This is a genomic window from Reyranella sp. CPCC 100927 (assembly GCF_007859315.1).
In the GTDB taxonomy this organism is placed as follows: Bacteria; Pseudomonadota; Alphaproteobacteria; order Reyranellales; family Reyranellaceae; genus Vineibacter.
Genome location: NZ_VOHA01000001.1, coordinates 68582 through 92150 on the forward strand (window position 1 = coordinate 68582; position 23569 = coordinate 92150).

The following is a 23569-nucleotide window of genomic DNA, read 5'->3' on the forward strand; positions in this document are numbered from 1 at the left end:
CCACGCTGCGGAGGGCACGGCCCCCGCTTTGCCGATGCGCAAGGAGTGTCCGTCATGGCCAAGGTTCGAGGGGAGAATGGCGCGCGTCTGTCGCGCCGCGCCGTATTGCAGGGGGCGGTCATTGCCGGGGTGGCCGGTATCGGCGCGCCGCTGGTCCTGCACGGCATCGGCGGCGCCCGCGCGGCGACGCCCATCAAACTGACCTGGAACGCCAACTCCATCTGCACGGTGGCGGTGCCGGTGGCGGCCCAGCGCGGGCACTTCGAGAAGCACGGCCTGAAGGTCGAGCTGATCAACTTCGGCGGCTCGACCGATCAGCTGCTGGAGGCGATCGCCACCGGCAAGGCCGATGCCGGCGTGGGCATGGCGTTGCGGTGGCTGAAGCCGCTGGAGCAGGGCTTCGACGTGAAGCTGACGGCCGGCATCCATGGCGGCTGCATGCGGCTTCTGGGATCGAAGGCCGCCGGCATCACCGACCTGAAGAGCCTGCGCGGCAAGACGGTGGCGGTCAGCGACATGGCGGCGCCGGACAAGAACTTCTTCTCCATCCTGCTGCAGCAGAACGGGATCGATCCGATCAAGGACGTCGAGTGGCGCCAGTACCCTGCCGATCTGCTGGGCCTGGCCGTCCAGAAAGGCGAGGCGCAGGCCCTGGCGGCCGGCGATCCGATCGCCTGGCTGACGCAGCGCAAGTTCGACCTTGCCGAGGTGGCGACCAACCTGATCGGTGAATACCAGCACCGCTCCTGCTGCGTGCTGGGCGTGCGCGGTAGCCTGGTGAAGCAGGATCGCGCGACCGCGACGGCGCTCACGCGCGCGCTGCTCGAAGCCGGCGGGTGGGTGGCCCATCATCCCGACGAAGCCGCCGGTGTCTTCTCGCAGTATTCGACCGCCAGCGTCGCTGACCTGGCTGCGATGCTGCGCAGCCACACGCACCACCATCATCCCGTCGGCACCGACTTCAAGGGCGAGATCGCGCGCTACGCCGATGAGCTGAAGCTGGTGCAGGTGATCAAGCCCGGCACCAACAGCGACAAGTTCGCCGAGCGCGTCTACGCCGACGTGCTGAGCTGAGCGGTTCGATCATGACGGACACCGATATCACGACACTGGCCGCATCAGCACATACAGCCAGTGTCGACCGCCAGGACCGCGCCGCCGGCAGCGTCTGGTTCGGCGGATTGGCCGCGGCGGCGGCCTGGCTGATCGCCAGCCTCGTGACGACAAGCCGGCCCGATGTCGGCGACTGGTCGCGCACGGATGAATTCGCGATCGCCCTGATGGTCATCGCGGCGGCATTGGCCGTCGCTGCAATCGCGGCGCGCTGGGTCGATCCGCTCGCAATGCGACTGCGGGCGGCGACGCCATGGCTGATCGTGATTCCCCTGGCGATCGCGGCATGGGAAGCCGTGACCGCCAAGTTCCCCGTCCTGCCGCAACCCTTCTTTCCGCCGCCGCAGGCGCTGATCGAGGTCTACACCGACGACTGGCTGCGTCTGGGCACCAGCGTTCTGCACTCGTTGCGCCTGCTGGCCATCGGTTACCTGCTGGGCGCCGCCACCGGCTTCCTGCTGGGCGTCTCGCTGGGCTGGTCGCGCGCCGTCGGCTACTGGGTGCATCCGGTGCTGCGCCTGATCGGCCCGCTGCCCGCCACCGCGTGGTTGCCGCTGGCCTTCTTCGCCTTCCCGTCGAGCTGGAGCGCCAGCATCTTCCTGATCGCGCTGGCCACCGCCTTTCCGGTCACCATCCTGACCTGGTCCGGCGTCGCCGGCGTCAGCGGCGCCTACTACGATGTCGCACGCACACTCGGTGCCAACGGCCGCTTCCTGGTGCTGAAGGTGGCGATCCCGGCAGCGTTGCCGCACGTCTTCGTCGGCCTGTTCATGGGACTGGGTGCCTCATTCGCGGTGCTGGTCGTCGCCGAGATGTTGGGCGTGAAGGCCGGCCTGGGCTGGTATCTGCAGTGGGCGCAGGGCTGGGCGTCCTACGGCAACATGTACGCCGCCCTGCTGGTGATGGCGCTGATGTGCTCCGGCCTGATCACCCTGCTGTTTCGCGTGCGCGATCATCTGCTGGCCTGGCAACGGGGATTGGTCCGATGGTAGCCGCCGACGTTCGTCTCGCCGCGCCACGCGGCCGTGCTGGCACGCGGCTGGAAGTGCGCGACGTCAGCCATCACTTCGAGCTCGAGGGCAAGACGCTGCCGGTGCTCGACGGTGTCACCCTGCAGGCCGAACCGGGTGAGCTGGTGGCGCTGCTGGGGCCCAGCGGCTGCGGCAAGTCGACCTTGCTGCGGCTGGTTGCCGGCCTCGATCGTCCGCGCAGCGGTGCGCTGCTGGTCGACGGCACCCCGATCGAGGGCCCCGATCCATCGCGGGTCGTGGTGTTCCAGGATCCCACGCTCTATCCGTGGCGCACGGTCTACGGCAACGTGGCGCTGGGCCTGGAGGCGCGCGGGCTGTTGCGCAGCCAGCGGGCGCGCATCGACGATGCGCTCGAACTGGTGGGCCTGTCCGGTTTCGATCGGGCCTATCCGCACCAGCTGTCCGGTGGCATGGCGCAGCGCGCGGCGTTGGCGCGCGCCCTGGTCAACGAGCCCAGCCTGCTGATCCTCGACGAGCCGCTGGGCAAGCTCGATTCGCTGACCCGCATCAGCATGCAGACCGAACTGGTGCGCCTGTGGCGCGATGCCGGTTTCACCGCGCTGCTGGTGACCCACGATGTCGAAGAGGCCCTCTTCATGGCCAATCGCGTGATCGTCTTCAGCGACCGGCCGGCGCGCATCAAGGCGGAGATCGTCGTCGACAGCGCCTATCCACGCCATCGCGACGATCCGTACCTGGTCGATCTGCGGCGTCGTCTCCTCGAGTTGCTGGGGTGCGCGCCGTGAGTGCGATGCTGTTGACGCCGCTGCGGAGGCTGGCGATGGACCTGATCCATATCGATTGGTTGCCCCTGCGCTTCTGGCTGGCTGCGCTGGGCAGCACATCCCTCATGCTCCTGGGCCTGCTGGCGGTGGGCGCCATCGATGACGGCACCGGTGACGATGGCACTGTCGCGGCATTGCTGCAGGATGCCAGCGCGGCCCAGTGCCGGACGCCGGCGACCCTGGCCGCGGCGGTCAATGCGATCAGCCCACAGTAATTCTTAACCCATACTTAAGAATGTCTGTTTTGGCCGCGGCGGGCGGGATGGCTATGACTACCGTGAACGCAAATTGTCCCGGGGGCTGGCATGTTCAAACTGAAGGCGCTGACGCGTCTGGCCGCTGTCGTCAGCGGGTTGGCGGTCGTGTTCGGCGCCGCCGCGCCACCGGTACGGGCAGAAATCACCGAGGTGCGGATCGCCCAGCAATTCGGTCTGGCCTATCTGCCTCTGATCGTCGCGCGCAATCAGAAATTCATCGAGAAGCGTGCGGCTGAAGCCGGCATCAGCGATCTGAAGGTGAACTGGGTCCGCCTCGGCAGCGGTGCGGCCGTGAACGATGCCTTGCTGTCGGGCAGCATCGAGTTCGGCGCGGCGGGCCTGGGTCCCCTGTTCACGCTGTGGGACAAGACACGCACCAACCTTGGCGTACGGGCCGTGGTGGCGCTGGACGCATCGGCGCTGTTCCTGAACGTCAATCGCCCGGACCTGAAGACCCTGGCCGACATCAAGGACAGCGATCGCATCGCACTGCCGGCGGTGAAGGTGTCGCACCAGGCCGTGCTGCTGCGCATGGCGGCTGAACAGGCCTTCGGCCCCGGTCAGCACGAACGCCTCGACAGGTTCACCGTAACACTGCCGCACCCCGAGGCGCATGTGGCGCTTCTGAGCGGCAAGACGGAGGTCACCGGGCATTTCGGCAATTCACCGTTCAGCTACCAGCAGCTCGACCAGGCGGGCATTCATCGTCTGCTGTCGTCCGAGGATATCCTGGGCGGTCTCGGCACGGTGACGTCGGTGATCACCACGGCCAAGGTGCGCGAGGCCAATCCCAAGGTTTATCGCGCCGTGATCGAGGGGCTGCGCGATGCGCAGGCGCTGATCGCGCGCGACAAGGCGCTGGCCGCGCGCCTTTTCGTCGAAGAGGAGAAATCCAGCCTGACGGCCGACTATATCCGTGGCGTGCTGGAGAAACCTGCCATGCGCTACAGCGCCGTACCGGTGAACACCGCCAAGTTCGGCGACTTCATGTTCCGCACCGGTGTGCTCAAGACCCGTCCCGGGACATGGCAGGACTATTTCTTCCCCGAGATCCACGACCAGCCTGGCAGCTGACGCCATGAGCAGCGCATCCGTCGCGGTATTGCCGCAGCCGCTGCTCGCGGTGCGCGGCGTCACGGTGCAGTACAAGACGGCCGAGCATCTCGTCACCGCGGTCTACCGCGCCAGTTTCGACGTTCATCCCGGCGATCGCTTCGTCATGCTGGGGCCGTCGGGTTGCGGCAAGTCGACCTTGCTGAAGTCGATCGCAGGCTTCATCCGGCCGGTCGAGGGCGACATCCTGCTGGAGTCCCGGCCGGTGCGGTCGGCCGGTCCGGACCGCATCATGGTGTTTCAGGAGTTCGATCAGCTCCTGCCGTGGAAGACCGTGCGCGACAACGTCGTCTTCGCACTGGTGGAAACCGGCGTGTCGCGGCGCGATGCCCATGAGCGCGCGCAACTCAACCTCGAGCGTGTTGGCTTGGCGACGTTCGCCGATCTCTATCCGCACATGTTGTCGGGTGGCATGAAGCAGCGCGTGGCACTGGCACGCGCCATGGCGCTCGAGCCCAAGATCCTGCTGATGGACGAACCGTTCGCGGCCCTTGATGCGCTGACGCGCCGGCGCATGCAGGAAGAGCTGCTGGCATTGTGGGACGATGTGGGATTCACGCTCGTCTTCGTCACGCACTCGATCGAGGAGGCGACCATCGTCGGCAGTCGCATCCTGGTGCTCTCGCCGCATCCCGGCCGCGTGCGCGCCGAACTGAATGTGCCGGCCGGCATCGAGGCGCGCGCGGCGCTCGACCGACGCATCCATCACCTGCTGTTTGGCGATGATGCGACGGGGCGCGCGGTGAGGACCGTTCATGGCGGCCGCTAGCGTGCGGTCACAGCCTGCCGATCGGCCCGAGTTCGTGCGCGAGATCGGTGACATACCAGCCGGCCTGCGCATCGATGCGCCGCTGACCTTGTGGGAACGCGTCTATCGCATCGACGCCGTGCGGCAGGCGACACTTCTCGTCCTGCTGGCGGCGCTCTGGCAGGTCTACGCCACGTCGCTGAACAACAATCTCGTGCTGCCGTCGTTCTCTGAAACGCTGGATGCCGTATGGAACGGTCTCGTGACGGGTCCGCTGTTGTCGCGTGCGTGGACGTCGGTCCGCGTCCTCGTGCTGGGCTATGCGGCCGGCATCGTCGTTGCGGGCATCCTGACGCTGCTGGCGATCTCGACGCGGCTGGGCAGCGACCTGCTGAACCTGCTGACGGCGATGTTCAATCCATTGCCGGCGATCGCCTTGCTGCCGCTGGCGTTGCTGTGGTTCGGTCTTGGCCAGGGCAGCATCCTGTTCGTGCTCATTCACGCGGTGCTGTGGCCGTTGGCACTCAACACGCACGCCGGCTTCCGGGGCGTTGGGGAAACCCTGCGATTGACGGGCCAGAGCTTCGGGCTGCGCGGCGCACGGTTCGCCGTGAAGATTCTCTTTCCGGCGGCGTTTCCCGCCATCCTGTCGGGGCTGAAGATCAGCTGGGCCTTTGCCTGGCGCACCTTGATCGCGGCCGAGCTGGTGTTCGGCGTCAGTTCAGGCGGTGGCGGCCTGGGCTGGTATATCTTCGAAAACCGCAATCAGCTCGAGATCCCGAACGTTTTCGCTGGCCTGCTCACCGTCATCGCGCTGGGTCTGCTGGTCGAAGGTGTCATCTTCCGTGCGATCGAACGCGTGACGGTGCGCCGCTGGGGCATGCAGCGCTAAAGGAAATCATGTCCGGGCAAACCGTCATCCCGAGCGCAGCGAGGGATCTCGCGCGAACAGGGACTCCATTTTCAGGAGATCCCTCGCTGCGTTCGGGATGACGATCGCTGCTACAGCGACGACGATGTCAGCGAGGCGTCGATCAGGGTTTCGTCGTTGCCGGTCTGGGCCCGTAGCCAGCGCAGGAGGGCGACGACCTTGGCCAGTGACGTCTTGCGCCGCGGGCAGACGAGATAGTAGGCGAAGTCGAGCGTCTGGGTGACGTTGAACGGGCGCACCAGCCGACCGGTGCGCAGATCCTCGGCTGCCAGCGTGCCTTTGGCCAACGCCACACCGTGACCGGCGGTCGCGGCTTCAAGCACCAGGCTCGACTGGTTCAAGCGCATACCCCGCGTGGCGTCGACATCCGTGACGCCGGCGGCCTTCAGCCACATGCGCCAGTCGGGGCAGCTCGGGTCCTGGTCGGGGCTGTCGTCGTGCAGCAGGGTGAAGCGGGCGAGATCCCGCGGCTTCTTGAGAGCGCCGCCGGTGCGCGCCAGCGTCGGACTGCACACGGGAAAGACGGTCTCCTCGATGATCTTCTCGGAGAAGAGATCGCCATAATCGCCGGCGCCGTAACGGATGGCGCAGTCGACGTCCTCGACGTCGAAATCAACCAGATGCATCGAGGCGCTGATGCGCACGTCGATCTCCGGATGAACCGTGCGAAAATTATCGAGGCGCGGCACCAGCCACTTGGCGGCAAACGAAGGCGCCACCGACACCGTCAACGGCCCGGCCTGACCGGCGGCATCGATCTGCTCCAGCGCCTGCACGATGCGCTCGAACGCATCCGCCAGCCCCGGCAGACAGGCCTGGCCTTCATCCGTCAGGACCAGGTTGCGATTGGAGCGCCGGAACAGCTCGCAGCCAAGCTGATCCTCCAGCTGCTTGATCTGCTGGCTGATCGCGGCCGGCGTGACGTGGAGTTCGCCAGCCGCCTTGGAGAAGCTCATGTGCTTCGCTGCCACCACGAACGCCCGTAGCGAGTTGAGCGGCGGCAGCCGGCTGAGAGAAATGCGCATCGCCTATATTCGGAAAGGATGACGTCGTGTCGCCGGCAAAGGACGCCGACTGAATGCATATCGTCGACGGCCGCGCGATGTGCAAGTGAGAGCTTAATGAATGCGACAGTTCTTCTTATGCGAGAGTGAGCATATCTTCGCGATTACGGCGGCAAACCCGGAATCAGTTCACCGCCAGTTTCGATCTTGAGGCTGGAGCCGGCGAAATCTTCGGTCACGACCTGGAAACGGCCGCCCAGATGGCGGGCCAGGAACGCCTCGGTCACGGCGTAAAACGCAAACCGGTTCTCCGGTCGTGAAAAGCCATGTCCTTCGTCGGGGAATGTGAGGTAGGTGACCGGCACCCGGCGCTGCTGGAGTGCACGCACCATCTGTTCGGACTCGGCCGCCACGACACGTACATCCTTCATTCCCTGCGCGACCAGGATCGGTCGTTTGGCCCGCGCGATGTGCGTCAGCGGCGAGCGTTCGCGTAGGAAGGCACGGCCCTCTTCCGTGTCGGGATCGCCCAACCGGTTCTTCCACACGCTGAACCACGGCCCCCAGTAGGGCGGGATGGTCGCCATGAAGGTCACCAGGTTCGAGATGCCGAAGATGTCGACGATGCAGGCGAACACGTCAGGTGTTTTCGTGGCCGCCGTCAGCGCCGCGTAGCCGCCGTAGCTGGCGCCATAGAAGCCGATGCGCTTGGGATCGGCCCAACCGCTGCTCACGGCCCAGGTCACGGCGTCGATCAGGTCATCGTGCATCTTGCCGCCCCATTCGCGATCGGCGGCGGTGACGAAGGCTTTGCCGTAGCCGGTGGAGCCCCGGTAGTTCACGCTCAGCACGGCATAGCCGCGGTCGGCCAGCCACTGGTGCGTCGGGTAATAGCCCCAGCGGTCGCGCGCATAGGGCCCGCCATGGATCACCAGGACCAGCGGCAGCTTGCCATCGGCAGACGCAGCCGGCGCGGCGGGCCGGGTGAGATAGCCGTTGATGCGCAGGCCGTCGCGCGCCGTGAACGCAACCGGTGTCATCGGTTGCAGCGCGACGTTCGTCAGCCGGGGGCGCTGGATGAACAGTGAGCGGACCTGTCGCGCGGCACGGTCGAACAGGACGAATTCGCCGCTGGCGTTGTCGCGCTCGTAGTAGGCGACCACCTTGCCGTTGTCGGCACTGCGACTGGTGATCGTGACGTCACCCGGACCATAGGCAGCGAACCGCGTGAACTCCTCGCGCGCCGCGGGCTCGAGTGCCTGCCAGTTGGCGCGGGCGCGCACGGCGAGCGCCGCCAGCGGCCGGCGCGTCGCGGGATCGAACGACGCCTCCGTGATGTCGGCCTCGTCATCTTCGGCCAGAACGCGAGTCTGTCGTGTCGCCATGTCGAGCGCGACTAGTGCCGCCTTGTCGCGACCGCGCGAGTCCAGCATGTAGAGCGTGGCGCCGTCGTCGCTGAAATCGAGCGGGCCTGTCGAGTCGATGTCCGAGATCGGCACCGTCATGAACGGAGTCCAGCGCTCGTCGCCCTGGTGTTCGACGTAGGCGACGCTGCCGTCCGTATCGAAGCGAAACGCCAGCCGCAGCTGGAACCGGCTGTCGGTGACCAGGCCGACATAGTCGCGATTCTCGTAGACCAGCTCGCTGCGGCCGGTCACGACATTGGTGCGAAAGAGATCGAAGCGGCTGCGGTCGCGCTGGTTGTGACGCAACAGCATCTCTTCGGGAAAACGCCGATCCGTCTCCTGGATGAAGGACCGCACGCCGTGCTCGGGTGTCAGGGGCACGATCGCGCCCGACTCGATGTCGACGCTGGACGCCCGCCAGTTCTCATCACCGTCGCGCTCCTGGAAGAACACGACGTGACGATTGGTGTGCGCCCATCGGATGTAACCCAGGCTGCGGTCGGTGACGCGGGTCAGTGGCCGCGCCGCGGCAAGATCGTTGATCGGCGCCGTCCATAGATTGCGTACGCTGCCGATCGGCGCCAGCCACGCCAGCCGTCGGCCATCGGGGCTGATGATGACGCTGCCGTAGTCGGGGTTGTCGAAAAAGACCTGGCGGTCGACCAGCGGCATGGTGGGCGCCGCGTGCGCGGGCGAGCGCACGTGGCTGGCCAGCACCGCGCCGCCGGCGGCGGCAATCCCCCGCATGAAGCGGCGTCGCGGGAACGGCAGGGTATTCATGGGCGACCTCGAAGAGGGCGCCGACCATAGCATGCCGTTCGGCGGCCTGCGTGACGGTCAGGCACCCTTGTCGTCGCGCCTCAGGCTGTCGCGCACCTTCGCCGCCTGTTCCTCCAGGTTCTTCGACAACTCGGCATCGAGCGAACCGGGACCTTCCTCGCTCGCCTGGTCATGGACGAACTGCTCTTCCTTGCTGAGTTCCTGGCTGATGCGCCGGCGCAGGGTGGCCAGTGCCTCGACGTGCTGCGGTGGCACGGTGCCATAGATGCAGATGCCGTCGACGACGACGTACGGCATCACCAGAATGGGGGCGGCACGGATGAACTGGGCGCAGACCTCGTGCAGCACGTCGACGTCACAGGTCGGGCGGCTCATCAGTCTTTCGAGGCTGTTGCGCGCGGCTGTATGCGCCAGCATGTCGATCCAGATCAGCGGATATTCCTGGTCGTTCAGGATGCCGCGCAGCACCTGTCCTTCTTCGACCTGCAGGTTCAGGCGATCGATCAGCTGGTGGCGGATCATCATGTCCGCCAGCAGATAGGCGAGCTCGACCGACACGACGAAGCGGCGCGGTGTGGCCAGCTCCGTCAACCGGAAGCCGAGATCGATCGATGGCCCGACGAAGTCGCGTTGATGCGCCGGCGTGCCGTGCCCGAAGCGCGCGATGCGGACCATGGTGTCGTTGCCGTGCGGCTCGGAGTCGGGCGCGTAGGAGCCGACCAGCGGGATTTCCTTGTTTACGTTGGGGAACCCGGCGAGCCACGCCGTGGCCTTGAGCCGCAGACGCCCGCTGCTGCGGCGCTGCAGGTCGATATCCTGCAAAGCCAGAACGTCCCGGAACGCCAGCACCGCCGCCAGGCACTGCAACGGGTGCGTGATCTCCTTGACGAACAGCAGCTCATCGCCGGCCGACTTCCAAAGAAGGGGTTCGGGTCCAGGGTCGGCGTGGCGGAAGCGGCCTGCCGCCTTCAGCCAGGTGCGCTGAAGAGCGGCCTGCGTCTCGATGTAGAACCAGTGGATGATCGGCAGCCACGCCTCGAACGTCTCAGGCGTGACCTGGTACTTGAAGGACGTCGATCCCTGGATGTCGAGACTGAGGAACAGCCGCAGGCGCGGCGTCAGGAAATCGTAGCGCTCGTCCATCTCCGGTGGGGCTGGGGCCTAGAGCAGGCCAAGCCCCTGCGCCCGAATCGTTGCCGCCTGCAAGGACACGCCGAACAGCGCCGCCAGCTTGGTGATGTCACCGGCGTGGGTCTCGAACGCGGCCTGGAACTGTGCCGACGGCATCAGCAGGCCGGCCGCGAACCAGTTCGCCTCCCATTCCACGCGATCGCTGCCGTAACGCTTGGCCGCCATCGGCGCGCAGCAGCGCGGATAGTGCAGGAAGTAGTGACCTAATTCGTGGGCGATCGTGAACCGGTCACGCGCGGCGCCGGTGTAGGTCGGCAGGGTGATGGTGAACTTGCCCTGTTCTTCCACGACGATGGAGCCGTCCTCGAGGTCGGCATCATCCAGGGCCTTGTAACAGACGCGGCCGCCCAGGCGCTCGACGATCGCCTCCAGCGGATCACCCGGCTGCATCTCCGCGTCACGGGCGAACTTCTCGGCGGCGGCCATGATCGCGGCCTTGCCGGCGTTACAGGGTGAGGGCGACGCGTAGTTGACGCTCATTCAGAACATCCCCGAGGCGATGCGACGAGTACAACCTCTCTGGCACGCCACTATAGCAGACGCCCCCAATATATAGAAATCCGCACCGGATGTTTCTACGGCGCGGGAATTCCGTTCAATATCAATTATTTAGTGCCTGAAATGCCGCATCCCGGTGACGACCATGGCCAGGCCCTTGTCGTCGGCGGCGGCAATCACTTCGGCATCGCGCATCGAGCCGCCGGGCTGGATCACCGCGGTTGCCCCCGCGGCGGCGGCGGCCAGCAGTCCGTCGGCGAACGGGAAGAAGGCGTCGGAAGCAACGACGCTGCCCTTGGCCAGGCTCTCGGACAGGCCGGCGGCCTTGGCCGCTTCCTCGGCCTTCCAAGCCGCGATGCGGCTGGAATCGACCCGGCTCATCTGGCCGGCGCCGATGCCGACGGTGGCGCCGTCCTTGGCGTAGACGATGGCGTTGGATTTCACGTGCTTGCAGACGCGGAAGGCGAACAGCAGGTCGTCCAGCTCCTTCGCCGTGGGCGCCCGCTTGGTGACCACTTTCAGGGCATCGCGCGACACGTGACCGTTGTCGGACGTCTGCAGCAGGATGCCGCCCGCGATGCTCTTGAACGTCATGCGCGGCGTTGCCGGGTCGGGCAGGCCGCCGGCCAGCAGCAGCCGCAGGTTCTTCTTCTTGCCGATGATGGCCTGCGCCTCTTCCGTGGCGTCGGGCGCAATGATCACCTCCAGGAAGATCTTGGCCAGTTCGTCGGCCAGCGGTGCATCGAGCGGCCGGTTCATCGCCACGATGCCGCCGAACGGCGACACCGGATCGCATCGGAAGGCACGCAGATAGGCGGTCTTGAGGTCGGGGCCGACGGCGACGCCGCACGGGTTGGCGTGCTTCACGATGACCACGGCCGGCTGGTCGAACTCGGCTACGGCCTCGTACGCCGCCTCGGTGTCGCCGAGGTTGTTGTAGGAGAGCTCCTTGCCCTGCACGACCCGGGCCGTGGCGACGCCGGGCCGCTGGCTGCCGTCGCTATAGAAGGCGGCGCGCTGGTGCGGGTTCTCGCCGTAACGCAGCGACTGCACCAGGCTGCCGCCGATCGCCAGACGCGACGGGAACGGCGTGTCGAGCTGCTGGCCGAACCACTGCGCTATGGCGGCATCGTAGCTGCCGGTGCGGGCAAAGGCGGTCGCGGCCAGCTTACGGCGCAGCGCCAAGGTGGTGGCGCCGTCGTTGGCCTCCATTTCCTGCTGGATGGCGGCGTAGTCGGCGGGATCGACCACCACGGTCACAAAATCATGGTTTTTGGCGGCGGCGCGGATCAGGGCCGGGCCGCCGATATCGATGTTCTCGACGCAGGTCGCGACATCGGCACCGCGCGCCACGGTGGCCTCGAACGGGTAGAGGTTCACCACCACCAGGTCGATGGGCGCGATCTTGTGCGCCGCCATTTCGGCGGCATGCGTCTTGTCGGTGCGCCGCCCCAGGATGCCGCCGTGGATGGAGGGCTGCAGCGTCTTCACGCGGCCGTCCATGATCTCGGGGAAGCCGGTGTGATCGGAAACTTCGGTCACCTTGATGCCGGCGTCGCGCAGCGCCTTGGCCGAGCCGCCGGTCGACAGGATCTCGACCCCGCGGCCGGCCAGGAACCGGCCGAAGTCGATCAGCCCTGCCTTGTCGGACACCGAAATCAGGGCGCGGCCGATCTTGGCGCGGTCGGGTGTGGGCGAGGGCACGTATTGGGCGGGCGCGGACATGGCGGCTTCCTGCGAAGACGGGGCGTGGCGGCGGCTCTATAGCCGGCCCACCGTCCGCAGACCAGATGCGCAGCGCCGCAGGCCGATAGGGCTGACTATGCTCACAGCAGCCGCGCTTTTTTGCCATCTCTGCCGGTAGGTGACGGTAGAACCAGAACCATGCGCATCCTTCTCACCGGCGCCAACGGTTTCATCGGCAGCCATCTGCTGGCCGGCCTGCAAGCGCGGGGCCATCAGGTCGTGGCCGCCGTGCGGGATCCCGAAGCGCTGCGCCGTCGGTTCCCGAATGCCACGTCGATTGCCTGTGATTTCAATCGCGACAGTCGCCCCAAGGCCTGGTTGCCACGACTGGCCGGCATCGATGCCGTCATCAACTGCGCGGGCGTACTGCATGACCGGCGCGGGCAGGTGATGTCGCAGATCCATGCCGACACACCGATCGCCTTGTTCGACGCCTGCGTGGCGGCCGGCGTGCGCAAGGTGATCCAGATTTCGGCGGTAAGCGCCGTGGCGGATGTCCCGACCGCCTATGCGCAAACCAAGCGGCGGGCCGATGAGCATCTGCTGTCGCTGCCGCTGGAGGCCACGGTATTGCGGCCATCCCTGATCTACGGGCCGACCAGCTACGGCGGGATGACCACGCTGCGCAGCCTGGCGGCGTCGCCCCTGGTCGTGCCGCTGGTCGGCGACGGCTCGGCGTCATTCCGGCCCATGCATGTCGACGATCTCGTCGAAACCGTGGACCGGGTGCTGGGTACCGATCGCCAAGCCGGCCGGATCCTGGAGCCTGTCGGGCCGGATCGGTTGTCCCTGCGCGATGTGATCGGCAGGCTGCGGCGGTGGCTGGGGTTGCGGCCCGCGCGGTTCCTCGCCCTGCCGGTGCCGCTCGTGCGGGTCACAGCGCGGATCGCCGACCTGTTCGGCGGCGGGCCCATGGGCAGTGCCTCGCTGAACCAGCTGCTGGCGGGAAACGCCGGCAGCCAACCCGACGGCCGGTTCGCGGCGGAGATCGGCTTCCAGCCGCGGACGATGGACGATGCCCTGGCGCGCCAGCCGGCCGGCACGCAGGATCTCTGGCATGCGCGCCTGGCGCTGCTGCGGCCGGCCGTGCGCGCTGCGTTGGCGGCACTGTGGCTGTTGTCGGGCATTCTGGGCTGGTTCGCGCCGCCCGAGGCCTGGCGCGACCTGTCGGCGATGCTCGATCGGCTGAGCATGCCGGTCGCACTGCTTGCCAACGCGTTCTGCGCGCTCGACGTCGTGATTGGTCTGCTGGTCCTTTTCCGCTGGCGCCCAGCTTTGCTCGCGGCATTCCAGGTCATCGTGGTCGCGGGCTACACGATCGTGCTGTCGCTGCTGGTGCCCGCGCTGTGGCTGCACCCGTTCGGTCCGCTGCTGAAGAACCTGCCGATCCTGGCGTTGATCGCAGTGTGGGCGGTGCTGGAGCGCGAGCGATGATCGATCCGTACCAGGCCCTGAAGTGGGTCCACATTCTCAGCAGCACGATCCTGTTCGGCACCGGCATGGGGACGGCATTCCACATGTGGATGGCGCACCGGCGCGGCGATGCGCGCACCATCGCCACAGTGGCCGCCAACGTCGTGCTGGCTGATTGGCTGTTCACGCTGACATCAGGCATCGTGCAGCCTGTCACGGGCCTTGCCATGGTGTTCATGGCCGGCTTCAGTCCCTGGGAGTCCTGGCTCGTCGTGAGCTACGCCCTCTATCTGCTGGCGCTGGCATGCTGGGTGCCGGTTGTCGTCCTGCAGATGCGGGCGCGGGATCTGGCGGTTGCCGCTGCGGCGCGGGGTGAGGCGTTGCCAGCCCGCTATCACCGCATCATGTGGCAATGGTTCGCCCTGGGCTGGCCGGCGTTCATCGCGCTGATCGTTATCTTTGGGTTGATGATCGTGAAGCCGACCCTATGGTGAACCGCGCATCATAGCCCACGCCAGCGCGCAGAGCGCGTAGCTGGCGAGAAGCAGGATTGCACCACTGATGGTCACTATGCCCAGCCAGACGAGATGCAGGCCCGCCCAGGTATGCACGCGCGCTCGGGACGGCTCAGCGGGATCATACAGGATGACGACTTTGGAACCGGGCTTTGCATCGTATGTCGGGGTCGGCGACTCGTACGTCGTGGCCTGGCCCGCATCCGTGGTGAATTGATAGAGCGGATAGTCGTAGGGGCGCCAATCGCCACCCGCACGGGTTTCCCAACGGCTCGCCGTGCCAATCATCTCTGCTGTTGCCTTCTTGCCGTCGCGTAGCAGCCGCATTGTCTCAGTGCGACGGCGCAAGCCCTTGACCAAGCCACCCAGTGCGCCGATCACGACGACGAAGGATATCAACAACGGGGCGACTGACATCAAGAACGGAACTGCGGCGCTCAAGGCAGCCTCCGATCCTCACCGATGAAAAGCGTCACGAGAAGCGCGACGCCGCCGGTCACGAGCAACGGTACACCCAGCCAGCTGATGAGCTCGGCGACTCGGGCCTGACGATCATACTCGGCCGCAAGCTCGGGCGGCGGGTCCTGGTAGGGGATGCCGGCGAACAGCACGTCGTAGACGAAACCCAGGAAGACGAGGCCGACGCCCGCGGTTATCAAGGCCGCGCCGGCGATCGCCCATCGCGCCCGACGTGTCATTCTCGCCGCCTGCCCCTAGCCCTCCGCCTTGCCCTCCAGCAAGGTCACCTTGTAGGTGGCGTTTTCCAGCGCCGTGATCATGTCGCGCACCTGGGTGGCGTCGCGCGTTTCGACGATCACTTCCAGCGTCGCGGATTTGGCGGCGACGCCGCCGAACAGGCGCTGGTGCGACACTTCCAGCACGTTAGCGCCGATGTCGGCGATGATGCGCGAGATGCGCGCCAGCTGGCCGGGCTTGTCGTTGATCTTGATGCGCAGCCGCACGATACGGCCATCGCGCACCAGTCCGCGCATCAGGATCGAGGCCAGCAGCCGTGTGTCGATGTTGCCGCCGCACAGCACCAGCCCGACATTGCGGCCGGCGAAGGCCTCGCGGTTGGCCAGGAGCGCTGCCAGGCCGGCGGCGCCGGCGCCTTCAGCCACGGTCTTCTCGATTTCCAGGAACATCACGATGGCGCGCTCGATGTGCTCCTCGTCGACCAGCAGCACTTCGTCGACCAGTTGCCGGCATAACGCCAGCGGCAAGGCGCCCGTGTCGCGCACGGCGATGCCTTCGGCGATGGTCTCGCCGCCCACTGTAACAGGCTGGCCGTGCAGGTGCTGGTACAGCGCCGGATAACCCGCGGTCTCGACGCCGACGACACGGATGTCGGGCTTCATCGCCTTGGCGGCGACGGCGCAACCGGCGAGCAGACCGGCGCCGCCCACCGGCACGACCAGGGTGTCGATGTCGGGCGCGTCCTGCAGCATCTCCAGCGCCACCGTGCCCTGGCCGGAGACGATCGCGGGATCATCGTAGGGATGGACGAACACCAGGCCTTCGGCCTGGGCCAGACGGCGTGCCTCGTCACCCGCCTCGGACAAGGTGTCACCGTGCAGCACGACGCGCGCGCCATGGCCCTGCGTGTGCCGCACCTTGGTGTAAGGCGTGAAGGACGGCATCACGATCGTGGCCGGGATGCCCTGCTTGCCGGCGTGATAGGCGACGCCTTGGGCGTGATTGCCGGCCGACATCGCGATGACACCGCGCTGGCGCTCCTGGGGCGTCAGGCTTGCGAGTTTCACCAGTGCGCCACGTTCCTTGAACGAGGCGGTGAATTGCTGGTTCTCGAACTTCACCCACACGCCGCAGCCCAGCTCGTTGGACAGCGTGTGTGAGTGCAGCGTCGGGGTACGGGCGATCCGGCCGGCCAGCAACGCGGCGGCAGCCTCGATGTCGGCGAACATGACGGTGGGCGGCGGCGCGGTGGCGATCAGGGTGTCGTTCATGGCGGGCACCATACACCTCTCCGCCCACGAAGTGGGGGAGAGGGAGGGGCCCATCGCGCCAGCGATGGGAGGGTGAGGTGGGTGCCGATGACAAGCGAGAATTCCTGGACAAGAGCACGTTCTGGTTCAACGCCCACCTCACCCTCCCACGCTGCGCGTGGGCCCCTCCCTCTCCCCCCGCTCCGCGGGCGGAGAGGGTTCGATCATGGCACCACTCTTCTTCAGGGCGGCAATATCCGCTTCGGGCACGCCGGCCTCTCGCAGGACGACGGTCGAATCCTCGCCCAGCAGCGGGGCGCCGCGATGGTGCGTGCTGGGCGTGGCGTCGAAGCGGATCGGCGGCGCGATCATGGTGACCTCGCCCTCGCTGTGATGCTGCGTCTTGTGGAACAGGCCGGCCCATTTCAGGTGCGGATCGTCGAACAGCTGATCGAGCGACTTCACCGGCATGCACGGCACCTCGGCCGCTTCCAGCGCCGCCACCCACTGGGCCACCGTCTTCTGCGGCGCCAGTGCCTCGATCAGCTGGTACATCTCCTCGACGTTCTGGCTGCGCGCATTCATGGTGGCAAAGCGCGGTTCGTTCATGACCTCGGGCCGGCCGGCGATCTCGAAGAACTTGCGCCAGTGGCGATCGGTGTAGGGCAGGATGGCGAGCCACCCGTCCTGGGCGCGATAGGGTTTGCGGCTGGCGGCCAGTGCGCGCGGATAGCCCAGGGTGCCATCATCGCTGAACGTGCGTTCCCACAGATGCTCCAGCGCCAGCCACGACACCATGGTCTCGAACATCGGCACTTCGACCTTCTGGCCCTCGCCGGTGCGGACCTTGTGCATCAGCGCGCACAGCGCGGCGTAGGCCAGGGTCAGCCCGACCGTCTTGTCGGCCATCACCGTAGGTGCGTAGCGCGGCGCGCCGTCGCCGCCCATCAATGCCGCGACCCCGGACAAAGCCTGGATGGCATCGTCATAGGCCGGCAGGTGTCCGTAGGGACCGTCCGAGGCGTAGCCACAGGCACCGACGTAGCAGATACCGGGATTGACCTGGCGCACGGCGTCATAACCCAGGCCCAGGCGGACCATCGCCTGCGGCCGGATCGAATAGATCAGCGCGTCGGCACTCGCGATCACCTTGAACAAGGCGTCACGGGCGGCCGGCTGCTTGAGATCCAGGCACAGCGAGCGCTTGTTGCGGTTCACGAACATATGGTGCGGGCCCATGCCCTTGGTCACCTTGGACGGGCCGACATGGCGCGTTGTATCGCCATCGGGCGATTCGACCTTGATGATCTCGGCCCCCTGCTCGCCCAGCAGCATGGTGGCATAGGGCCCCAGCGCCACGATGGTCATGTCGACAATCTTCAATCCGTCCAGCGCACCCGGCATCCCACCATCCTTTGGTCTCGGTTCGTGCCGATGATGGCGGTCCGGGCAGCCGGCGTCTACGACGCGGCGTCCGATTGACTCTCCCCCATCGGCCGGCTCATATCTGTCTGGCGATTTTGCAGCGCAGCATGGGGTGAGGATACATCCGACATGGCGAACAAGGTCTACAAGGACGCCAAATCGGCGCTCGACGGTATCGTGCGTGACGACATGATGGTCATGTGCGGCGGTTTCGGCCTCTGCGGCATTCCGGAGAAGCTGATCCTGGCGCTGCGCGACTCGGGCGTGAAGAATCTGACCTGCGTCAGCAACAATGCCGGTGTCGATGGCGCCGGCCTGGGCCTGCTGCTGGAAACGCGCCAGATCAAGAAGATGATCTCGTCCTATGTCGGCGAGAACAAGATTTTCGCCCAGCAGTATCTGGCCGGCGAGCTGGAACTGGAGTTCAACCCGCAAGGCACCATGTCTGAGCGCATTCGCGCCGGCGGCGCCGGCGTGCCGGCGTTCTTCACGCCGACCGGCGTCGGCACCGTGATCGCCGAAGGCAAGGAAGTGCGCGAGTTCAACGGCCGCAAGTACGTGATGGAAACCGGCCTGTTCGCCGACGTTTCGCTGGTCAAGGCGTGGAAGGCCGATACCGTCGGCAACCTCGTCTATCGCAAGGCGGCGCGTAACTTCAATCCGATGATGGCCACCGCGTCGCGCTTCACCGTTGCCGAGGTCGAAGAGATCGTGCCGGCCGGCACGCTCGATCCCGACCATGTGCACACGCCGGGCATCTACGTGAAGCGCCTGATCTGCGGCGCGCCGTACGACAAGAAGATTGAGCAGCGCACCGTGCGCAAGGCCGCGTAAGACGAATTCGAGGAGGCACACATGCCCTGGACCCGTGACCAGATCGCTGCCCGCGCCGCGAAAGAGCTGAAGGACGGCTACTACGTCAATCTCGGGATCGGCATCCCGACCCTGGTGTCGAATTACGTGCCGGAGGAAATGGACGTCACGCTGCAGAGCGAGAACGGCATGCTGGGCGTCGGACCGTTCCCGCTGGAGAACGAAGTCGACCCCGACATCATCAATGCCGGCAAGCAGACGGTGACCGAGGTCAAGGGCACCGCCTATTTCTCGTCCGCCGATTCCTTTGCGATGATCCGCGGCGGCCATATGGACCTGACGATTCTCGGCGCCATGGAAGTGGCCGAGAACGGCGATCTCGCCAACTGGATGATTCCCGGCAAGATGGTGAAGGGCATGGGCGGCGCCATGGACCTGGTCGCCGGCGTCAAGCGCGTCATCGTCGTGATGGAGCACGTCTCCAAGGACGGCCAGTCGAAGCTCCTGAAGCAGTGCAGCCTGCCGCTGACCGGCCAGCGTGTCGTCGACATGGTCATCACCGAACTGGGCGTCTTCGCCATCGACAAGGCCGGCGACGGCGGCGTGACCGTGGTCGAACTGGCCGACGGCGTGAGCGTCGATGAAGTGAAGGCCAAGACGCAGGCTAAGCTGACCATCCCGGCCTCGCTGAAAGCGGCGTAGCCGGCAGCGGGCGGCCCTTAGCGCCGCCCCTGTCGCTCGCCCAGCCATAGTCGGGTCAGGCCGATGTTTGAGCGCTATATTGAAACCGCCATCGACATCATGGCGCCGCCGGAACGCGTCTGGGACATCCTGACCGACTTTCCGGCTTACCCATCCTGGAACCCCTACATCGTCTCGGCTTATGGCGAGCCGACCGTCGGGGCTTGGCTCGAGGTCCACACCCAGCCGCCGGGCAAGCGCGCCATCATGTTCCGGCCGACGGTGCTGGTGGCCGACGTCAATCGCGAGCTGCGCTGGCGCGGCCGGCTGCTGATGCCGGGCCTGTTCGAGGGTGATCATTTCTTTCGTATCGAGGACCGCAGCGGCACGGTTCATTTCGTGCATGGCGAGACCTTTTCCGGCCTCCTGGTGGGGCTGATCCGCGGCACCCTGTCGGCGACCCGCGGCGGTTTCGAATCCATGAACAAGGCCCTGAAAGAGCGGGCGGAGCGCTCCGGGCCCTGAATGGGGCCGATTTGTGAAAGCCTACACGGGCACGCCGCATCCGAGCTATGCAGTGTCGGTTCTGGTGCTCAAATAATGCATAGCGTATGGTGACATCTGTACGGGCGCTCGGGCTTGCAGCACGGCATCCGTCGGAGCCCGTAATGTCCGCCGCCGTCGCCCGTTTGTCCGCCCTGCCGCTGTTTGCCATCATACGGGCCCTGCCCCCCAACCTGCGCGGTGCGCTGTGGGTGATCGCCAGCGGGGCGGTCTTCACCCTGGTCAGTGTCTTCATCCGGCTCGCCGCGCGCGAACTCGACAGCCTGCAAGTTTCCTTCTTTCGCGCCGCCTTCGGCCTGCTGTTCATCGTGCCGCTGCTGATCCGCCAGCGGGTCAACCCGTTCGACTCACCGCGGCTGGGCCAGCACTTCACGCGCGCCTTCATGGGCACCGGCTCGATGGTGTGCGGCTTCTATGCGGCAGCGCATCTGCCACTGGCCGACTCGACGTCGATCGGTTTCTCGACGCCGCTGTTCATCACCATGATCGCAGCCCTGTTCATGGGCGAGACGGTGCGCTGGCGCCGGTGGTCGGCCACCATCGTCGGCTTCCTCGGTGTGCTGATCATGGTGCGGCCCGGCGGCGATGTGCTGCAGTCGGCGGCCCTTGTTGCCGTTGCCGCGGCCCTGCTCACCTCGGTCTCGGCCATGATGGTGAAACGCCTGTCGGCACACGAGTCGGCGCTGCGCGTGCTGGCGACGTTCGCCGCCATCTCGACGATGCTGATGATCGTGCCAGCCATTGCCGTATGGCGCTGGCCGTCGGCCACCGTGTGGCTCTACGTGGCTGCCATCGGGCTGTGCGCCACGATCGGCCAGTATTTCTGGGTGCGCGGCTACGCCATCGCCCAGGCCTCCGCCGTGGCGCCGTTCGACTACCTGCGCATGCCGATCTCGGTGCTGATGGGCTTCCTGGTGTTCGCCGAACTGCCGACGATCTGGACGCTGGTGGGCACCCTGATCATCGCCGCGTCGGGCCTGTACATCGCCTACCGCGAAGCGCAGCTCGGCAAGAAGATCACCGCCGAGATCAAGCCGCACAAGGCGCCGGCGTAGTGAGAGCGGGCGGGACGCCCGCGCCCCAGGAGCATGATTCACGCTCAGGACATCTCCGGCGCGTACTTGATCACGGCGAAAACCGTGCCTTCGGGATCGGCCAGGGTCGCCATGCGGCCGACCGGTGGCGAATCGGCGGCGAGGCTGATCACCGTGCCGCCGGCTGCCGTGGCCTTGGCGACAGCGGCATCGACGTCATCCACGGTGATGTAGGGCAACCAGCCTTTGAAGCTGCCAGCGCCGGGCGCGACGCCGCCAGCGCTGACGTCGCCAACCTTGATCACCGGGTAGGTGGCGTCGGGCATCGCCATGTCCTCGAAGCGCCATCCGATCACGGCAGCATAGAAACGCTTCATGGCATCGCCGTTGGCGGCATGAAGCTCGTTCCAGCTGAACAAGCCATGTGTTCGCATCGCATCGGCCATGGACATCCTCCCTGTTGTTGTCAGCAGGAAGGACGTCGGGTCGGTCGGGTAATCGACAGCGGGTCGTTCACACGTCCGTGAGAGCCGGTGCGCCGACGCGCTCACTCCCCGGGCTGTCCGCCGGCGGCGTGTCGCGCACGTCGCGCGACTGCGTGTCGATCAGGGGTATCTCCGCCAGGTCGCGTGCGGCCTCGCCGGGCGCCAGCTCGCGCAGCTGGCGGACCGCCGGCAGGACGCGCCCCTCGAGGCTGCCGACGTAGCTGTTATAGGCATTGACGGCGTTGTTGAGGTTGCGGCCGACGGTGGCGAGGTGCTGCGACAGGGTCGTGATGCGCTCGTAGAGTGTCTGGCCAAGCTTGCTGATGTGGCGGGCATTCTCCTCGATGCGCTGCTGGCGCCAGCCATACGCCACGGCCTTGGCCAGAGCGATCAGCGTGGTGGGCGTCACCACCAGCACGCGCTCGCGCAGGGCATCGTCGAACAGCGTCGGATCGCGTTCCACGGCGGCGCTGTAGAAATTTTCGCCGGGGATGAACATCGCCACGAAATCGGGCGCATCCTCGAACTGCGTCCAGTAGGCCTTGCCGGCCAGCGTGGTGACATGCGTGCGGACCTGGCGCGCATGCTCCGCCATCTTGGCATCGCGGGCCGCATCGTCGGTGGTCTCCAGCGCCTCCAGGTAGGCCGACAGCGATGTCTTGGCGTCGATGACGATGCTGCGCTCACCCGGCAGGCGCAGGATCGCGTCCGGCCGCAGCCGTGAACCGTCATCCGTCGCCACGGTATGTTCGAGGTCGAAGTCGACATGCTCGCTCATGCCCGACAGCTCGAGTGCGCGTCGCAATTGCTGTTCGCCCCAGCGGCCGCGGGTCTTGGGCGCCGCGCGCAGCGCGTTGGCGAGTTTCGCCGCCTCGCCGCGCACCGTCTCCTGGCCCTGCACGACGTTGCGCAGTTCGGCCGACAGCACGCCCATCGCCTTGGCATTCTCCTGTTCGAGGGTCGTCAGGCGCTGCTGGTATTTCTCCAGCGACTCGGCCACCGGCTTCACCAGCCCGTCGATGGCGCCTTGGCGCTGTTTCAGGTCGGCATCGGCGGCCTGCTTGTGCGTTTCCAGCAGCTGCTTGGCGATCTCGATCAGCGAACTCTGGCTGTCGCGCAGCGCGGCATCGGCCAGCGCCTTCATCTTGGTTTCGACGTCCGCGCGCAACGCGGTCAGCGCCGTGACCTTTTCGCCATGCGCTTCCTCGGTCTTGCGCAGGGTTTCCTCGAGCTTGGTCTTGGCGGCGGCCAGCGCTTCGACCCGGCCGCGCAGCAGTACCAGCTCTTGGTCCATGGCGGGCAGACGTTCAGCGTGCGCCGCAAGCCGCTCGGCCGCCTGCAGCTTGTCCTCCAGCGCCGGCACGCGCTCTGCGGTCGTGCGAACCGCAGCCAAGTGCGCACGGGTCTCGGCGGCCAGGTCGCGCTGGCCCTCCAACTCGGCGCGCGCAGCATCACGATCGGCCAACGCGGCTCTTTCACCGCGCGCACGCGCACACCAGCCCAGCAGCAGGCCAAGAACGAGGCCAACCAGCAGCAGGGCAACGAACAACGGCCAGATCAGGTCTGGCGGAACAGTCGGTAGTGGGGGCATCGGCAACTCTTGTTGTTACGACAAGAGTCGCAGATCACCGCGCAACGATCAATCGGACCAGCGGCGCCTGGGGACAGTCAGGTAACGTCGATCGACTTCAGCCAGCGCCGCGCCCGCGTGCGGTGGGCTTCGCTGATGCTGCCGCCCACCACCTTCAGCGCCGCCAGCAGCACGGCGGCATCGTCGGTGAAGCCCAGCCCCAGCACGACATCAGGGACCATGTCGATCGGCATGATGAAATAGGCCAGCGCCCCGATCAGCGTCGCGCGCACCTTGAACGGCGTGGCCGGATCGCGGGTGCAGAACCACGCCGCCACGGCATCCTCGGAAAATGGGATTCGTCGCGCTACCGCCTTGATCTTGTTGACGAAACCGTCGCGTACCAAGGCTGTGTCACGGCCCAACGTGTCGGTGTCTGGCATCGAGGCTCCTCCCAGTGAGCCGCGCTGATAATTGGGTATTCTTGCCGCTCTTCGCAAGATCGCTGTCTTGCCAAGGG

Annotated in this window: 25 protein-coding genes; 13 read left to right on the forward strand and 12 right to left on the reverse strand. The window is 66.4% G+C overall.

Features of this window, described 5'->3' with window-relative positions; all coding sequences use genetic code 11:
- The first annotated feature begins 54 nt into the window (after window positions 1-54).
- The 7 genes from FQU96_RS00280 (at window position 55) to FQU96_RS00310 (ending at window position 5939) form a co-directional block, all read left to right on the forward strand.
- The gene (locus tag FQU96_RS00280) at window positions 55-1074 is read left to right on the forward strand and encodes an ABC transporter substrate-binding protein (protein ID WP_146538839.1); all 1020 of its coding nucleotides are present in this window, start codon (window positions 55-57) and stop codon (window positions 1072-1074) included.
- Window positions 1075-1085: 11 nt separating this feature from the next.
- Window positions 1086-2105 (forward strand): ABC transporter permease, encoded by a 1020-nt coding sequence (locus FQU96_RS00285; protein ID WP_146538840.1) that lies wholly within the window; start codon window positions 1086-1088, stop codon window positions 2103-2105.
- Window positions 2099-2890: an ABC transporter ATP-binding protein gene (locus FQU96_RS00290; protein ID WP_146538841.1), complete on the forward strand. Its 792-nt coding sequence runs from the start codon at window positions 2099-2101 to the stop codon at window positions 2888-2890. Before FQU96_RS00285 ends, FQU96_RS00290 begins: the two co-directional genes overlap by 7 nt.
- The gene (locus tag FQU96_RS00295) at window positions 2887-3144 is read left to right on the forward strand and encodes a hypothetical protein (RefSeq protein WP_146538842.1); all 258 of its coding nucleotides are present in this window, start codon (window positions 2887-2889) and stop codon (window positions 3142-3144) included. Before FQU96_RS00290 ends, FQU96_RS00295 begins: the two co-directional genes overlap by 4 nt.
- A 90-nt stretch (window positions 3145-3234) precedes the next feature.
- Window positions 3235-4260 (forward strand): ABC transporter substrate-binding protein, encoded by a 1026-nt coding sequence (locus tag FQU96_RS00300; RefSeq protein ID WP_146538843.1) that lies wholly within the window; start codon window positions 3235-3237, stop codon window positions 4258-4260.
- 4 nt (window positions 4261-4264) lie between these two features.
- Window positions 4265-5068, forward strand: coding sequence for an ABC transporter ATP-binding protein (locus FQU96_RS00305; protein ID WP_146538844.1), 804 nt, complete (start codon window positions 4265-4267; stop codon window positions 5066-5068).
- A complete protein-coding gene (locus tag FQU96_RS00310; RefSeq protein ID WP_146538845.1) occupies window positions 5055-5939 on the forward strand; it encodes an ABC transporter permease in 885 nt (294 codons plus the stop codon). The genes FQU96_RS00305 and FQU96_RS00310 overlap by 14 nt, the downstream gene beginning before the upstream one ends.
- Before the next feature lie 110 nt (window positions 5940-6049).
- Here the strand turns inward: FQU96_RS00310 and gcvA are convergent, their stop codons facing one another.
- The 5 genes from gcvA to purH form a co-directional block, all read right to left on the reverse strand.
- A complete protein-coding gene (gcvA, locus tag FQU96_RS00315) occupies window positions 6050-7003 on the reverse strand; it encodes a transcriptional regulator GcvA (RefSeq protein ID WP_146538846.1) in 954 nt (317 codons plus the stop codon).
- A gap of 143 nt (window positions 7004-7146) precedes the next feature.
- Window positions 7147-9168: a S9 family peptidase gene (locus FQU96_RS00320; RefSeq protein ID WP_178130217.1), complete on the reverse strand. Its 2022-nt coding sequence runs from the start codon at window positions 9166-9168 to the stop codon at window positions 7147-7149.
- A 57-nt stretch (window positions 9169-9225) separates the two neighbouring features.
- The gene (locus tag FQU96_RS00325) at window positions 9226-10311 is read right to left on the reverse strand and encodes a hypothetical protein (protein WP_146538848.1); all 1086 of its coding nucleotides are present in this window, start codon (window positions 10309-10311) and stop codon (window positions 9226-9228) included.
- A gap of 18 nt (window positions 10312-10329) precedes the next feature.
- Window positions 10330-10839 carry an ImmA/IrrE family metallo-endopeptidase gene (locus FQU96_RS00330; protein ID WP_146538849.1) on the reverse strand — a complete coding sequence of 170 codons (510 nt, stop codon included), beginning with the start codon at window positions 10837-10839 and terminating at the stop codon, window positions 10330-10332.
- Between the two features lie 129 nt (window positions 10840-10968).
- Window positions 10969-12582: a bifunctional phosphoribosylaminoimidazolecarboxamide formyltransferase/IMP cyclohydrolase gene (gene purH / locus FQU96_RS00335; RefSeq protein ID WP_146538850.1), complete on the reverse strand. Its 1614-nt coding sequence runs from the start codon at window positions 12580-12582 to the stop codon at window positions 10969-10971.
- A gap of 159 nt (window positions 12583-12741) precedes the next feature.
- Here purH and FQU96_RS00340 point away from each other — a divergent pair, with 159 nt between their 5' ends.
- Window positions 12742-14037, forward strand: a complete 1296-nt coding sequence (locus FQU96_RS00340) for an NAD(P)H-binding protein (protein WP_146538851.1) — start codon at window positions 12742-12744, stop codon at window positions 14035-14037.
- The gene (locus FQU96_RS00345; RefSeq protein WP_146538852.1) at window positions 14034-14510 is read left to right on the forward strand and encodes a DUF2269 domain-containing protein; all 477 of its coding nucleotides are present in this window, start codon (window positions 14034-14036) and stop codon (window positions 14508-14510) included. Before FQU96_RS00340 ends, FQU96_RS00345 begins: the two co-directional genes overlap by 4 nt.
- Here FQU96_RS00345 and FQU96_RS00350 read toward each other — a convergent pair.
- The 4 genes from FQU96_RS00350 to FQU96_RS00365 all read right to left on the reverse strand — a co-directional run bounded on the left by FQU96_RS00350 (window position 14502) and on the right by FQU96_RS00365 (window position 17881).
- Window positions 14502-14972: a DUF3592 domain-containing protein gene (locus tag FQU96_RS00350; RefSeq protein WP_146538853.1), complete on the reverse strand. Its 471-nt coding sequence runs from the start codon at window positions 14970-14972 to the stop codon at window positions 14502-14504. The genes FQU96_RS00345 and FQU96_RS00350 overlap by 9 nt on opposite strands.
- The gene (locus FQU96_RS00355) at window positions 14969-15229 is read right to left on the reverse strand and encodes a hypothetical protein (protein WP_146538854.1); all 261 of its coding nucleotides are present in this window, start codon (window positions 15227-15229) and stop codon (window positions 14969-14971) included. Before FQU96_RS00355 ends, FQU96_RS00350 begins: the two co-directional genes overlap by 4 nt.
- 15 nt (window positions 15230-15244) lie before the next feature.
- Window positions 15245-16498, reverse strand: coding sequence for a threonine ammonia-lyase (locus tag FQU96_RS00360; protein WP_146538855.1), 1254 nt, complete (start codon window positions 16496-16498; stop codon window positions 15245-15247).
- A 138-nt stretch (window positions 16499-16636) separates the two neighbouring features.
- A complete protein-coding gene (locus FQU96_RS00365) occupies window positions 16637-17881 on the reverse strand; it encodes a CaiB/BaiF CoA-transferase family protein (RefSeq protein WP_146538856.1) in 1245 nt (414 codons plus the stop codon).
- A 150-nt stretch (window positions 17882-18031) separates the two neighbouring features.
- Between FQU96_RS00365 and FQU96_RS00370 the strand changes: the two genes are divergently transcribed.
- The 4 genes from FQU96_RS00370 to FQU96_RS00385 all read left to right on the forward strand — a co-directional run bounded on the left by FQU96_RS00370 (window position 18032) and on the right by FQU96_RS00385 (window position 21015).
- Window positions 18032-18736: a CoA transferase subunit A gene (locus tag FQU96_RS00370; protein ID WP_146538857.1), complete on the forward strand. Its 705-nt coding sequence runs from the start codon at window positions 18032-18034 to the stop codon at window positions 18734-18736.
- Between the two features lie 21 nt (window positions 18737-18757).
- Complete coding sequence (locus FQU96_RS00375) at window positions 18758-19417, forward strand: CoA transferase subunit B (protein WP_146538858.1); 660 nt, start codon at window positions 18758-18760, stop codon at window positions 19415-19417.
- A 63-nt stretch (window positions 19418-19480) separates the two neighbouring features.
- Complete coding sequence (locus tag FQU96_RS00380; RefSeq protein ID WP_146538859.1) at window positions 19481-19921, forward strand: SRPBCC domain-containing protein; 441 nt, start codon at window positions 19481-19483, stop codon at window positions 19919-19921.
- 143 nt (window positions 19922-20064) lie between these two features.
- Entirely contained in the window at window positions 20065-21015 is a 951-nt protein-coding gene (locus FQU96_RS00385) for a DMT family transporter (RefSeq protein ID WP_178130218.1), read from the forward strand.
- Between the two features lie 44 nt (window positions 21016-21059).
- Here FQU96_RS00385 and FQU96_RS00390 read toward each other — a convergent pair whose 3' ends face one another.
- The 3 genes from FQU96_RS00390 to FQU96_RS00400 form a co-directional block, all read right to left on the reverse strand.
- Window positions 21060-21440 (reverse strand): VOC family protein, encoded by a 381-nt coding sequence (locus FQU96_RS00390; RefSeq protein ID WP_146538861.1) that lies wholly within the window; start codon window positions 21438-21440, stop codon window positions 21060-21062.
- Between the two features lie 67 nt (window positions 21441-21507).
- Entirely contained in the window at window positions 21508-23070 is a 1563-nt protein-coding gene (gene rmuC, locus FQU96_RS00395; RefSeq protein ID WP_146538862.1) for a DNA recombination protein RmuC, read from the reverse strand.
- 77 nt (window positions 23071-23147) lie between these two features.
- Complete coding sequence (locus FQU96_RS00400) at window positions 23148-23492, reverse strand: YkvA family protein (protein WP_146538863.1); 345 nt, start codon at window positions 23490-23492, stop codon at window positions 23148-23150.
- Between the last annotated feature and the right edge of the window lie 77 nt (window positions 23493-23569).

Coding starts and splice junctions, on each gene's coding strand:
- FQU96_RS00370 (WP_146538857.1), top strand. CDS start 18,032: ATGGCGAACAAGGTCTACAAGGACGCCAAATCGGCGCTCGACGGTATC.
- FQU96_RS00400 (WP_146538863.1), bottom strand. CDS start 23,492: ATGCCAGACACCGACACGTTGGGCCGTGACACAGCCTTGGTACGCGAC.
- FQU96_RS00340 (WP_146538851.1), top strand. CDS start 12,742: ATGCGCATCCTTCTCACCGGCGCCAACGGTTTCATCGGCAGCCATCTG.
- FQU96_RS00360 (WP_146538855.1), bottom strand. CDS start 16,498: ATGAACGACACCCTGATCGCCACCGCGCCGCCGCCCACCGTCATGTTC.
- FQU96_RS00320 (WP_178130217.1), bottom strand. CDS start 9,168: ATGAATACCCTGCCGTTCCCGCGACGCCGCTTCATGCGGGGGATTGCC.
- FQU96_RS00390 (WP_146538861.1), bottom strand. CDS start 21,440: ATGGCCGATGCGATGCGAACACATGGCTTGTTCAGCTGGAACGAGCTT.
- FQU96_RS00330 (WP_146538849.1), bottom strand. CDS start 10,839: ATGAGCGTCAACTACGCGTCGCCCTCACCCTGTAACGCCGGCAAGGCC.
- FQU96_RS00380 (WP_146538859.1), top strand. CDS start 19,481: ATGTTTGAGCGCTATATTGAAACCGCCATCGACATCATGGCGCCGCCG.
- FQU96_RS00290 (WP_146538841.1), top strand. CDS start 2,099: ATGGTAGCCGCCGACGTTCGTCTCGCCGCGCCACGCGGCCGTGCTGGC.
- purH (WP_146538850.1), bottom strand. CDS start 12,582: ATGTCCGCGCCCGCCCAATACGTGCCCTCGCCCACACCCGACCGCGCC.
- FQU96_RS00285 (WP_146538840.1), top strand. CDS start 1,086: ATGACGGACACCGATATCACGACACTGGCCGCATCAGCACATACAGCC.
- gcvA (WP_146538846.1), bottom strand. CDS start 7,003: ATGCGCATTTCTCTCAGCCGGCTGCCGCCGCTCAACTCGCTACGGGCG.
- FQU96_RS00375 (WP_146538858.1), top strand. CDS start 18,758: ATGCCCTGGACCCGTGACCAGATCGCTGCCCGCGCCGCGAAAGAGCTG.
- rmuC (WP_146538862.1), bottom strand. CDS start 23,070: ATGCCCCCACTACCGACTGTTCCGCCAGACCTGATCTGGCCGTTGTTC.
- FQU96_RS00325 (WP_146538848.1), bottom strand. CDS start 10,311: ATGGACGAGCGCTACGATTTCCTGACGCCGCGCCTGCGGCTGTTCCTC.
- FQU96_RS00345 (WP_146538852.1), top strand. CDS start 14,034: ATGATCGATCCGTACCAGGCCCTGAAGTGGGTCCACATTCTCAGCAGC.
- FQU96_RS00355 (WP_146538854.1), bottom strand. CDS start 15,229: ATGACACGTCGGGCGCGATGGGCGATCGCCGGCGCGGCCTTGATAACC.
- FQU96_RS00305 (WP_146538844.1), top strand. CDS start 4,265: ATGAGCAGCGCATCCGTCGCGGTATTGCCGCAGCCGCTGCTCGCGGTG.
- FQU96_RS00280 (WP_146538839.1), top strand. CDS start 55: ATGGCCAAGGTTCGAGGGGAGAATGGCGCGCGTCTGTCGCGCCGCGCC.
- FQU96_RS00310 (WP_146538845.1), top strand. CDS start 5,055: ATGGCGGCCGCTAGCGTGCGGTCACAGCCTGCCGATCGGCCCGAGTTC.
- FQU96_RS00365 (WP_146538856.1), bottom strand. CDS start 17,881: ATGCCGGGTGCGCTGGACGGATTGAAGATTGTCGACATGACCATCGTG.
- FQU96_RS00300 (WP_146538843.1), top strand. CDS start 3,235: ATGTTCAAACTGAAGGCGCTGACGCGTCTGGCCGCTGTCGTCAGCGGG.
- FQU96_RS00385 (WP_178130218.1), top strand. CDS start 20,065: ATGTCCGCCGCCGTCGCCCGTTTGTCCGCCCTGCCGCTGTTTGCCATC.